At 69.7% G+C, this 12,192-nt stretch carries 7 protein-coding genes; 6 read left to right on the plus strand and 1 reads right to left on the minus strand.

Going from position 1 to position 12,192, the window contains the following annotated elements:
* Positions 1-147 precede the first annotated feature (147 nt).
* Positions 148-1,344 carry a phospholipase A gene (locus FHT38_RS21595; RefSeq protein WP_183483376.1) on the minus strand — a complete coding sequence of 399 codons (1,197 nt, stop codon included), beginning with the start codon at positions 1,342-1,344 and terminating at the stop codon, positions 148-150.
* 110 nt (positions 1,345-1,454) lie between these two features.
* Between FHT38_RS21595 and FHT38_RS21600 the strand changes: the two genes are divergently transcribed.
* The 6 genes from FHT38_RS21600 to FHT38_RS21625 all read left to right on the plus strand — a co-directional run bounded on the left by FHT38_RS21600 (position 1,455) and on the right by FHT38_RS21625 (position 12,054).
* Positions 1,455-2,900: a hypothetical protein gene (locus tag FHT38_RS21600; protein ID WP_183493175.1), complete on the plus strand. Its 1,446-nt coding sequence runs from the start codon at positions 1,455-1,457 to the stop codon at positions 2,898-2,900.
* Between the two features lie 169 nt (positions 2,901-3,069).
* Complete coding sequence (locus FHT38_RS21605) at positions 3,070-3,972, plus strand: N-acetylmuramic acid 6-phosphate etherase (protein ID WP_183493176.1); 903 nt, start codon at positions 3,070-3,072, stop codon at positions 3,970-3,972.
* Between the two features lie 151 nt (positions 3,973-4,123).
* The gene (locus FHT38_RS21610; protein WP_183493177.1) at positions 4,124-5,365 is read left to right on the plus strand and encodes an MFS transporter; all 1,242 of its coding nucleotides are present in this window, start codon (positions 4,124-4,126) and stop codon (positions 5,363-5,365) included.
* On the plus strand, positions 5,362-6,528 hold the full coding sequence (locus tag FHT38_RS21615) for a heparan-alpha-glucosaminide N-acetyltransferase domain-containing protein (protein WP_310737410.1): 1,167 nt from the start codon (positions 5,362-5,364) through the stop codon (positions 6,526-6,528). Before FHT38_RS21610 ends, FHT38_RS21615 begins: the two co-directional genes overlap by 4 nt.
* A 33-nt stretch (positions 6,529-6,561) precedes the next feature.
* Positions 6,562-8,088, plus strand: coding sequence for a glycoside hydrolase family 10 protein (locus FHT38_RS21620; protein ID WP_183493178.1), 1,527 nt, complete (start codon positions 6,562-6,564; stop codon positions 8,086-8,088).
* 534 nt (positions 8,089-8,622) lie between these two features.
* Complete coding sequence (locus FHT38_RS21625) at positions 8,623-12,054, plus strand: carboxypeptidase regulatory-like domain-containing protein (RefSeq protein ID WP_183493179.1); 3,432 nt, start codon at positions 8,623-8,625, stop codon at positions 12,052-12,054.
* Positions 12,055-12,192: the final 138 nt, after the last annotated feature.

Here is a 12,192-nt window from a genome sequence, read left to right on the forward strand (position 1 = left end):
CCTAGTCGAGCCGCCGCGCGAAGGCGATGGGGGCGGGCCGCGCGGGGTGCGCCATATTCATCGAAACCGGGCCCCGTGACGCGGCGGCGGCGCCCGGTCGTGACGGAAGTCCGGCCGGCGGCGGCCGGTCGCGAGGAGCGGCCGCGCCTAGCGCCATTCGATGACGGACACGCCCAGCCCCACCCGCGATTCGCGGAAGTTGTAGTCGATCAGGCTCTCGCCGTAGCCGCTGAACAGCTGCAGGTAGCCATGCAGGCCGCCGCCGATCGGGAAGGCCCATTCCAACTGCGCGGAGCCGCGCGAGCGGTCGCCGAAACGCAGGCTGTGCCGCGCCGTCAGCGCCAGCACGTGGCGCCCCAGCTTCTGCGTCACCAGCACCTCGCCGCGGCCGACGTAGTCCTGGATGCGCGGGTTGTCGTCGCTGCCGCCGTTCAGGATCCGCCACCAGGGCCGCAGGCTGACGGTGGTCTCGCCGTGTTCCAGGCTCAGGTCGCCGATCAGCCGGTTCCAGCTGCGCGACAGTGGCGCCGCCCGGCCGTTGGACTGGTGGTTCAGGCTCAGGCCCACCATGCTGGCCTTCCAGCCGAAGGGCAGCGCCACGTCGGCGCCGTGGGTCACGATCAGCTCCGGCTCGTAGTTGGTCTCGCGGAAGGGCCGCGACACGCGCCCGTTGTAGACCTGCCAGCGGGAGCTCTGGGTGTAGGCGCCCCAGACGGACAGGCTGCCGTGGTCGTCGAGCGACCAGATCTTGGACTTCAGGCTGATCTGGAACTTGGCTTCGTTCTTGTCCAGGTCCAGCGCCTGCACCACGCCGTTGTCCGGCGTTTCGGACGACGGCGCCGGGGAGCGGTTGGAGCGCGAGGTCCAGGACACCGGCAGCAGGTAGACCGGCTTGTAGGGCCGCGGCAGGAAGCGCGGGAGCTGGTCACGGCAGGACAGCTCCCAGCGCTCGGACAGCGTCGAGCCCAGGTAGTTGCGGGCGCTGCCCGAGGCCTCCGGCAGGCGCGAGCACGGATCGTCCACCCGCGGCACGCTGGCCGCGGCCGCCACCGGCAGCGCGGCGGGCACCGGCACCGGCGCCGCCTGCGCGACCGCCGACGGCGGCGCCGCGTCGGGCGCGCGGCCATGCAGGCGGTCGTAGCAGGCCAGCCGGGCGTCGTTGTCCGCGATGGCGGCGCACTCGGACGGCGTCTTCGCCGCCGCGGCGGCGTTCAAGGCCGGAGTCTGCGCCGGCAGCGCCGCGACCTGCGCCGACGCCTCGTCCGACCAGGCGGCGATCAGTGCCGCCAGCACCGCCGCCGCCCACGTCATCGCCTTCGCGAGGCGCAGGCGCCACGTCCTCATCGACACCATCGTGCATCCGTCCTAGTCCAGTCGAAGCGGGCGGGATGCAAACGGCGTTCCCGGCCCAGGCGGCAGAACTTGCCGAGGCACGCTCCCTAGAATCGGCCGCCATGCAGCCGTCCACCGCCCCCGTTTCCTTGTCGACCGCCCCGGCGCCGGACAAGTCCTGGCCCCACCAGCCCCGCTGGCCTGCATGGGCCGCCCTGGCCGCGCCGCTGCTGCTGAGCGCCTGCGCCCAGTGGTCGCGCGCGCCCCAGGCCCCGGCTTCCACGCCTCAGGCCGTGCCGGGCGGGCCCTTCGCCCCCGCCGCGCTGCAGGCGCTGCGGCCGGAGCAGTTCCGCTCCACCGTCGGCAGCGGCGCCGACGCGCAGGCGCGCTGGATCAACGACCGCGCCCGCATCCGCACCGCCGCGGCGCAGGCACTGGCCGCGCCGCAGGACGGCGCCGCCTTGCGCGAACTGGCGCAGGCGCTACGACTGGTTGCCCATTACCGGGCCGAGATCGACACCGCCCGCCCGGCGCTGCTGGCCGCGCTGCCCGCGCTGGACAGCCAGCCGGCGGAGGTCCAGCGCCCGCTGCTGACGGCCGCCTTCACGCTCTACGCCTTCGACGCGGCGCCGCTGCTGCGTCCGCTGCTGCCGCGCCTGGCCGCGCCGCGCGAATTCGCGATCGCCGCCTATGCGCTGATGCAGACCCGCCAGCCGGCGGACCTGGCGCTGATCCAGTCGCAACTGGCGCAGCGCGACCGAGACGAGCCGCGCCTGCAGGCGCTGGCCCAGGCCCTGGCGACGGCGCAGGGCGTGCCGCAGCCGGCGCGTCCGCCGCTGGCGGACCTGCTGGCGATCCGCCCCGGCTACCCGGTGGTGTTCAGCTTCCAGCGACCGGGCCGGCAGCAGATGGGCCTGGCGCTGGTGCGGCAAGCCGACGGCCGTTTCGTGCGACGCGCCGATGGCGGGCTCTTCAACATCGAGCAGCTGGCGCTGTCCAGCAGCGGCCTGCCGGGCACGATCACGCTGGGCAACACTCCGCAGGGCCTGTTCACCATCCAGGGCGCCGGACGCGCCGCCTCCAACATCTGGATCGGCCCGACGCCTTACCTCCACACCAAGGTGCCGGGCGAAGCCAGCGTCGCCGAGTACGAGCAGCGCGTCCCCGGCGCCGACGAGCCGGCCTGGACGCTGGACCGCTACCGCGCGTTGCTGCCTGCGTCCTGGCGCGACTACGCCCCGTTGCAGGAGGCCTGGCTCGCGGGCCGCGCCGGTCGCGACGAGATGCTGATGCATGGCAGCACCATCGATCCGCGCTACTACGTCGGCAGCCGCTTCTACCCGGGCACGCCGTCGGACGGTTGCCTGGTGGCGATGGAGTACTGGTCGCCGGAGGGCACGATGGTGCACAGCGACCAGATCGCACTGCTGCAGGCCTTCACCGCCCAGGGCCGTGACCGCGGCTACATGGTGCTGGTCGAGCTGGACCCGGCCCCCACGCCGGTCGCCCTGGCCGAGGTGATCCAGTCCGTGCTCGACGCCGAGGCCCGCACGCCCGGCCGCCGGTGAGGCTCGAACAGGGCGTGAGGTTCGCGGACGCGAGGCCTCATGCCCTGGTCGGGCCTGCGCGCCGAAGGTGGCAGTCCTTGCCAGAGCCCTTGCGATCACCACCGGTTATGGCGTTCCCGCGCCGTTTCATTGGCAGCCGCCGGGCGCGCCCACTAGAGTAGGCCGCACCATGCCCGATTCCCCGCAGCCTCTGAACACTGAAACCCCGAGCGAGCATCACCCGGACCTGGACCTGTACGACAGCCTCCGCCTGATGGAGGTCTTCATCGACGACCAGCGCGCGGCCGTGGCGGCGGTGCGCGCGGCCGCCGGGGCGCTGGCGGCGGCCGTGAACGCGGCGCTGCCGCGGCTGGTGGTCGGCGGGCGGCTGCTGTACGCGGGCGCGGGCACCTCGGGCCGGCTCGGGGTGCTGGACAGTGTCGAGCTGGTGCCGACCTTCTCCTGGCCGCGCGAGCGCGCCGTCGCGGTCCTGGCCGGCGGCGAGGGCGCGATGTTCGTGGCCGTCGAAGGCGCGGAGGACGACGAGCCGCAGGGCCGCCGCGACCTGGAGGCGCTCGCGCCGACGCCGGACGACGTCGTCATCGGCATCGCCGCCTCGGGTCACACGCCGTATGTGCTGGGCGCACTGGCGGCCGGGCGCGCGGCGGGCGCGCTGACGGTGGCGCTGGCCAACAACCCGGGCGCCGCGGTGCTGGCCGCCAGCGATCATCCGATCCTGCTGGACACCGGCGCCGAGGTCATCTCGGGCAGCACGCGGCTGAAGGCCGGCACGGCGCAGAAGATCGCGCTCAACAGTTTCTCGAGCGCGCTGATGGTCCGCCTGCACAAGGTCCACGGCAACCTGATGGTGGATATGAAGGCGACCAACGCGAAGCTGGTGCGCCGTGCGGTCGCGCTGACGATGCGCGCCAGCGCTGCCGACGAGCCGGCGGCGCGTGCCGCGCTCGAGCGCTGCGGCTTCCACGTCAAGACGGCGATCGTGATGCTGCGGCGCGCGATCGATGCCGATGCGGCCCGCGCGCTGCTCGCGCGCCATGCGGGCAATCTGCGCCGGGCGCTGGCCGAGCGTTGATCCGCAAGCGGCCCTCGCACGCAAGCGCGGCAATCCCCATGCGGCCGCCGCTGCGTTTGCACCGACACTGAGGCCCATGTCCGCCGCGCCTGTTTCTCCCGCTTCTCCCGTAACTCCCGCTTCGCCGTCGCCGCGAGGTCCCTGGGCCTGGGTGCCCACGCTGTACTTCGCGCAGGCCCTGCCGTACGTCTTCGTGATGTCGATGTCGACGGTCATGTACAAGAACTTCGGCATCTCCAACACGGACATGGCGCTGTTCACCTCGGGCCTCTACCTTCCGTGGGTGGTCAAGCCGCTGTGGTCGCCGCTGGTGGAGATGTTCGCGACTAAACGGTTGTGGACGGTCGCGACGCAGTTCCTGATCGCCGCGGCGCTGACTGCCGTCGCACTGGCGCTGCCCTTGCCGGCGTTCTTCCAGCTGTCGCTGGCGGCGTTGTGGGTGATGGCCTTCGTCTCGGCCTCGCACGACATCGCGGCGGACGGCCTTTACCTGCTGTCGCTGGCCCAGCATCAGCAGGCCGCCTTCGTCGGTGTGCGCTCCACCTTCTACCGGCTGGCCAACATCGCCTGCATGGGCGGGCTTGTCGTGCTGGCCGGCGAGGTGCAGAAGACGTACGGCAGCTGGGTCCTTGCCTGGCAGACCGTCATCGCGCTGATGGCGGGCGGCTTCCTGCTGCTGGCGGGCTATCACTGGTGGCGCCTGCCTCGCCCGGCCGCCGACGCCCCGATGCCGCGCTCGGAGCGCAGCAGCGCCACCTTCGTCCACATCTTTGCGGAGTTCTTCCGCAAGCCCGGCCTCGCGGTGATCCTCGGCTTCCTGCTGCTGTATCGCTTCCCCGAGGCGCAACTCCTGAAGCTGGCGGTGCCCTTTTTGCTCGACCCGCAGGACCAGGGCGGCTTGGGACTCAGCAACACGGAACTCGGCATCGTCTACGGCACCGTGGGCCTGATCGCGCTCACAGTGGGGGGGCTGCTGGGGGGATGGGCGATCTCGCGCGTGGGGCTGAAGCGCGCGCTGTGGCCGATGGTGCTCGCCATGCACCTTCCGAACGTGGTCTTCCTGGCGATGGCGTGGTCCCATCCGGGTTCGTTGTGGATCGTCGCCGCGGCGCTTGCCGTGGAACAGTTCGGCTACGGCCTGGGCTTCACCGCCTACATGATGTTCATGGTGCTGGTCGCGGATGGACCACACAAGACGGCGCATTACTCGATCTGCACCGGCTTCATGGCGCTGGGCATGATGCTGCCCGGCATGTGGAGCGGCTGGCTGCAGGACCAGCTCGGCTACCTGCACTTCTTCGGCTGGGTGCTGCTCGCGACGATCCCGTCGCTGGTCATGACCGCGCTGATCCGCATCCCCGAGGGCTTCGGCCGCAAGGAGCCCGGCGCGTGAGCGCGGCCGCGCCCGGCACGCGACCGGCGGCCGGCGAGCGGCTGCTGTCGCTGGACGCCTTCCGCGGCTTCGCGATCGCGGCGATGCTGCTGGTCAACAACCCGGGCGACTGGTCGGCGCTGTACGCGCCGCTCGGCCACGCGCAGTGGCATGGCTGGACCTTCACCGACTGGATCTTCCCGTTCTTCGTCTTCATCAGCGGGATCTCGATGAGCTTCAGCCTGGCCCGACGCGGCCGGGTCGACGACCGCGGCGCGCTGCTGCGCCATGCCTGGCGGCGCGGGACGACCATCGTCCTGATCGGCCTGCTGCTGAACCTGTTCCCGTTCTTCCACTTCGAGACGGTGCGGCTGCCGGGCGTGCTGCAGCGGCTCGGACTCATCACGATCCTGGCGGCACCGATCGCGCTGTGGTGTGGCTGGCGCGCGCAACTGGCCGTGTTCATCGGCCTGCTGCTGGGCTACGGGCTGATCCAGACCTTCGTGGCCGTGCCCGATGCGCAGGGCGTCTGGCACCGCGGCTCGCTGCAGCCGGGCGAGGACGTCGGCGCCTGGCTGGACCGGGCGCTGCTGGGCGGGCACCTGTGGGCGAAGAGCAAGACCTGGGACCCCGAAGGCCTGTTGAGCACGCTGCCGGCCGTCGCGAGCCAGATAGCGGGATTGCTGGCGGGCCGCTGGCTGGCACGACGCGGCCGCGATCCCGCCGAGAAGGCGATGTGGTTCATGGTGGCTGGGCTGGGCTGCCTCTGGGCCACCCAGGTTCTCGATGCCTGGACGCTGCCGATCAACAAGAATCTGTGGACGCCCGCCTTCGTTTTCCTGACCACCGGCTGGGGGTGCCTCGTGTTCGGCGTGTTCTACTGGCTCCTCGATGCCGCGCCATTGCCCCGGATGCGCGACGCAATGGCGCGGCGCTTGCAGCCGCTGGTGGTGTTCGGCATGAACGCGCTGTTCCTGTTCGCGCTGTCCGGGCTGGTGGCCCGGCTGCTCGGGCTGGTCCACGTCGCCGAGGGCGTGTCGCTCAAGGCCTGGCTCTTCGCGCCGCTGCGCGCGCTGCCGGTGGATCCGCGTTTCGCGTCGCTGCTGTTCGCCGTCGGCTTCGTGGCGGTGTTCTACGGCATCGCGTGGGCGATGTGGCGGCGCGGCTGGATCGTGAAAGTGTGAGCGGGCCGCACGGCGCCGCCGGATGAAGTTTCGATGCGACGACGACAGTGGATGACCGCGGCCCTGGCCGCACCGGTGTTCGGCAGCCTGGGGACGGCGCTGCCGGGTTGCTCGACGGGACGGTCGAGCGCCGTGCCGGCCCGGACCGAGGCCGCCACCGCCGAGGACGGCCCGCCGCCCGCGCCGCGCGAGTTCCGGGCCGCCTGGGTGGCGACGGTCGCCAACATCGACTGGCCCAGCCGCCGCGGCCTGAGCGACGCCGCGCAGATCGCCGAGATCCACGCGATCCTCGACCACGCCCGGGCGCTGCGCCTGAATGCGATCGTGCTGCAGGTCCGCACCAGCGCGGACGCGCTGTACCGCTCCACGCTGGAACCCTGGAGCGAGTACCTGTCCGGCGTCCAGGGCCAGGGACCGGGCTACGACCCGCTGGCGCTGTGGATCGAGCAGGCCCGCGCGCGCGGTCTCGAACTCCACGCCTGGCTGAACCCGTATCGCGCGAAGCAGAGCGGCGGCAAGTCCGCGCCCGCCGCCACCCACCTGAGCCGCACGCGGCCGGACTGGGTGAAGAAGTACGGCGACCAGCTCTGGATCGATCCCGGCGAACCGGGCGCCGCCGACCACACGCTGGCGGTCTGCCGCGACCTGCTCACCCGCTACGACGTCGACGGCCTGCACATCGACGACTACTTCTATCCCTACCCGGTCCAGGACGCGGCCAAGCAGGACATCGACTTCCCCGACGACGCGAGCTGGCTGCGCTACGTCCGAGGCGGCGGCACGCTGGCGCGGGCCGACTGGCGTCGCGACAACGTCGACCAGCTGGTGCGGCGCTTGTACGAGCTGGTGCGCGAGCTGCGGCCGTCGGCGCGCGTCGGCATCAGTCCCTTCGGCCTGCCGCGGCCCGATTTGCGACCGGCGGGCATCACCGGGTTCTCGCAGTACGACAAGCTCTACGCGCACGTCGAGCATTGGATGGCCATGGGCTGGCTGGACTACCTGGCGCCGCAGCTCTACTGGCCGCGCGCGCAGAAGCCGCAAGCCTTCGAGCCGCTGATGCGGGCCTGGCAAGGACTCAATCCGCTGGGGCGGCATGTCTGGCCGGGGCTGTTCACCAGCCGCGCCGGCAACGAGGCCGATGGCTGGCCGCTGGAGGAGATCGCCGAGCAGGTGGCGCTCACGCGCGCCGCGCCGGGCACTGGCGGTCACCTGCACTTCAGCATGGTGGCGCTGCTGAAGAACCGCCGCGGCATCGCCGACGCGCTGCGCGACGGGGCCTATGCGCAGGCGGCGCTCGCGCCCGCCACGCCCTGGCTGTCGGCGCCCGCATGCGGCGCCGTCTCGCTGTCGCGCGAGTCGGACGGCGCGCTGCGGGCCTCCGCGGCGGGCGCGCCGGCACGTGGCTTCGCGCTCTGGCGCCGCCCGGCCGGCCAGGCTTGGCGCTTCGAGGCCCTGCCGCCGGACGGTCGCATCCCGCGGCCCTCGCCGGGCGAGGCGCTGGTGCTGTCCGCGATCAATGCGATCGGTGAGGAAGGCCCTCGCGCTTCGTTCGTCGCCTGAACGCAGGGCCTTCACTGTCGATTCGGCGCAACGACCGACCCCGGCGGCGTGCGCTCATCAGCCCTAGGGGAAACCCTCGAACATCGACGCCGATCGGCGGGTTGCGCCACGGCGCGCGCGCCCCGTCCCTGGGCGCTGTTGCGCTTCGGTGTGGCGTAGGTGCCTCACCTGAAAACGCCAGTGAACACTTGTCACAGCTCCTCAACATTGGCTATCCAGACTGCGCCGCTGACGCGTTGGTGAGGCCGCCGTGAGCGCCCCGAAAAAGGGCTCGAATGAGGCATTGACGACGCGCTGTGAAGGAGAGGTCTCCCGATATTGCCGCATTGATGCGGCAGGTTTCGGCTGGTAGGCTTTTTGCTTCATAAGCGGAGATGGCGCGCCCAAGAGCGCGCCCGACGCAACAACAAACGAGGGCGGGCATCGCCGCGACGCGCACCACATCGCGTTGAAGTCGGCGACGGAAAACGTTTGCGGAACGTTCACAGCCCCCTCGGAACGGGTTTCGGTCTGACGTCGCACAGGAGCACAGGAATGAATCAGAAGGATTGGTTGGGTTTTTCGCGGACGGCGCTGGCCGCCGCGGTCGCCATCGTGGCGGCCGCGCCGGTGATGGCGCAGAACACCACCTCGGCCATCGGCGGCCGCGTGGTCGGCGCTGACGGCAAGCCCGTCGCGGGCGCCACGGTGGTGATCCTGCACAAGGAGTCCGGCTCCTCGAACACGCAGACCACCGATGCCGACGGCCGCTACAACGCGCGCGGCCTGCGCGTGGGCGGTCCCTACACCATCACCGTCACCAAGGGTGGCGACCGCGAGGTCAGCGAGAACGTCTACCTGGCCCTGGCCGAGACGCTGGGCCTGGACGTGCAGCTGGGCAAGAGCTCCACCCAGCTCGAGACCGTGGTCACCACGGGCAGCGCCACCGCGGCGAAGTTCAACAACTCGACGATGGGCTCGGGCACGCAGATCAACCGCGCCGAACTGGACGCCTACGCGTCGATCGCGCGCAACCTGCAGGACTACGCCCGCAACGATCCCCGCCTGGCGCAGACCGACAAGGAACGCGGCGAGATCTCGGCGATGGGCCAGAACTCGCGCTACAACTCGATCACGATTGACGGCGTCGCCATCAACGACAGTTTCGGCCTGGAAGCCAACAACCTGCCGACGGCCAAGCAGCCGATCTCGATCGACGCGATCCAGTCGGTGCAGGTCAACCTGTCCAACTACGACGTGACCCAGAAGGGTTACACCGGCGCCAACATCAACGCCGTCACCAAGTCGGGCACCAACGAGTTCAAGGGCAGCGTCTATTACGTCTACCGCAACGACGACATGGTGGGCAAGCGCTTCGACCGCGGCAACCAGCGCTATACCGATTTCCTGCCCTTCAAGGAAGACACCAAGGGCTTCACCCTGGGCGGCCCGATCCTCAAGGACAAGCTGTTCTTCTTCGTCAACTATGAAGAGCTCAAGAGCAACCGCGCCCAGCCCGAGTTCGGGCCGATCGGCAGTTCGCTGACCAACAACGCGATCTCGCAAGGCCAGCTCGATGCGATCACCCAGACCGCAAAGAACGCCTACGGCATCGACACCGGCTCGGTGATCGGTCAGTCGCAGCTGTCGGTCAAGGACTATCTGGCCAAGATCGACTGGAACATCAACGACAACCACCGCGCCAGCATCCGCGTCGCGCGCACCGAGCAGTCGGACACCAACAACGGTTCCTTCGGCGGCTACAGCGCGACCGGCCTGCAGATGACCTCGCAGTGGTGGCAGCAGAAGAAGAAGATCGACACCGTCGTCGGCCAGTGGTTCGCCGACTGGACGCCGGACTTCTCGACCGAGCTGAAGATCTCGAACCGGGACTACAACAGCGTTCCGCAGAACAACAGCAACCTGCCCGCGATCGGCATCCGCTTCAACGGCGCGCTGCCCGACGGCGCCCCGGCCGGCGCGAGCACCGGCAACCGCTTCGTGAACTTCGGCACCGAGCAGAGCCGCCAGTTCAACGTGCTGGACACCAAGACCCTGGACGCCTACTTCGGCGCGACCTGGATCAAGAACGACCACGAGATCAAGTTCGGCGGCGACCTGCAGCGCAACAAGATCTACAACGCGTTCTTCCAGAACGTGAACGGCAACTACACGTTCGGCTGCGAAAGCGCTTGGACCTACAGCTTTGGCGCGATCAACTGCAACACCGCCTCCGCGGCGCAGGTGCAGGCGGCGGTGCTGGAGAACTTCACCCGCGGTCGGCCCTCGAGCTACCAGGTCCAGGTTCCCGTGGCCGGCGGCACGCTGGATGACGGCATCGCCAAGTGGACGCTGGGTCAGACCGGCGTGTTCCTGCAGGACACCTGGAATGTCTCCAAGGACCTGAACATCACGGCCGGCTTCCGCCTCGACCAGCTGAGCACCAACGACAAGCCGACCTACAACGCCGCCGCAGCCGCGGCCGTCGTGCCGGGCGCGGTGACGGGCGCCAGCAGCGTGACGCGTGCCACGGGCGGTTTCGGCCTGGACAACTCGACCACCGTCGACGGCGAAAACCTGTTCCAGCCGCGCTTCGGCTTCAACTACGCGCTGGACAGCCGCACCGGCCACAAGAAGCAGATCCGCGGCGGCGCGGGCCTGTTCCAGGGCGCCGCGGCATCGGTCTGGCTGACCAACCCGTACTCCAACACCGGCATGGCCACGCGCCTGGTCGGTTGTGGAACGGCCGGTCTGAACGCCTGCTCGGGCACCGCCTCGGGCGTGTTCAGCGCTGATCCGAACAACCAGCCGATCCTGGCAGGCGCAACGCCGGCCGCCAACGTCGACTTCATCCAGAAGGGCCTGGGCCAGCCGTCCGTCTGGAAGATGAACCTCGCCTACGACGCGGAGCTGCCGTTCTTCGGCATGAACTTCGGCGTCGAGTGGGTCTACACCAAGGTCAACACCGGCATCTACTACCAGCACCTGAACCTTGGCGACCCGACCGCCACCGGTCCTGACGGCCGCTCGCTGTACTACACGCCGCAGAGCTACAGCCCGAACTGCTGGACCAACACGAACGGCAGTCTGAGCACCACCGGCGCTTGCGCCAACGGCCGCTCGCGCGCACTGTCCAACGCATCGTTCGGCAACGTGACCCTGGCCACGAAGACCAAGAAGGGCGACGGCAACGCCATCACCCTGTCGTTCCAGCGTCCGGCCCGTGACGGCTTCGGCTTCGGCGTCGCCTACACCTACACGGAAGCGTCGGAAGTCAGCCCGCTGACCTCGTCGGTGGCGAACTCCAACTTCAACTCGCGCGCCGTCTTCAATCCGAACGAGAACGTGGCCGCCAACTCGGCGTACATGATCCGCGACCGCTTCACCGCCAACGTGACGTGGCAGAAGGCCTTCATCAGCAACTTGAAGACCAACGTCGGCCTGTTCTGGGAAGGCCGTCGCGGCAAGCCCTACAGCTGGACCTTCCTGAACGACATGAACGGCGACGGCGTCGCCGGCAACGACCTGCTGTACATCCCCGCCTCGCGCGGCGCGGCGGGCGTCAAGTTCGCCACCCCGGCGGACGAGGCGGCGTTCTGGAACATCGTCGACAACAACCCCGACCTGTCGAAGTACAAGGGCGCCGTGGTGCCGCGCAACAGCTCGTTCTCGCAGTTCGTGAACAGCTTCGACCTGCGCGTCAGCCAGGAAGTCCCCGGCTTCTTCCCGCAGCACAAGGGCAAGGTCACCTTCGACATCCTGAACATCGGCAACCTGCTCAACAAGAAGTGGGGCCGCATCGACGAAGTCACCTTCCAGTCCGCCGGTGGCAACCGTCGCAGCTTCGTGAACTTCGCCGGCATCGATGCCCAAGGGAACTACGTCTACCGCACCAACGCCAACGCGATCAACGACAACCTGGCCATCCGCCAGGTCAAGGGCGAATCGCAATGGGCCATCCAGGTGACGGCCGCCTACGAGTTCTGATCGACGCACGATCGATCACGCTCTCTGCGGGCGACCGGCCTCGACGGCCGGTCCTCGCGGACACCACGGGCTCCTTCGGGAGCCCGTTTTTCATGGCGGCCATGAGCCCAACTCATACCCGCCCCGCGCATTGACAAT

Origin of the sequence: Mitsuaria sp. BK041, from assembly GCF_014193085.1 — a bacterium.
Taxonomy (GTDB): Bacteria; Pseudomonadota; Gammaproteobacteria; order Burkholderiales; family Burkholderiaceae_C; genus Roseateles.

Excerpts from the sequence above, each read along its gene's own strand:
- FHT38_RS21595 (WP_183483376.1), bottom strand. The coding sequence starts at position 1,344 with ATGAGGACGTGGCGCCTGCGCCTCGCGAAGGCGATGACGTGGGCGGCG.
- FHT38_RS21600 (WP_183493175.1), top strand. The coding sequence starts at position 1,455 with ATGCAGCCGTCCACCGCCCCCGTTTCCTTGTCGACCGCCCCGGCGCCG.
- FHT38_RS21605 (WP_183493176.1), top strand. The coding sequence starts at position 3,070 with ATGCCCGATTCCCCGCAGCCTCTGAACACTGAAACCCCGAGCGAGCAT.
- FHT38_RS21620 (WP_183493178.1), top strand. The coding sequence starts at position 6,562 with ATGCGACGACGACAGTGGATGACCGCGGCCCTGGCCGCACCGGTGTTC.
- FHT38_RS21625 (WP_183493179.1), top strand. The coding sequence starts at position 8,623 with ATGAATCAGAAGGATTGGTTGGGTTTTTCGCGGACGGCGCTGGCCGCC.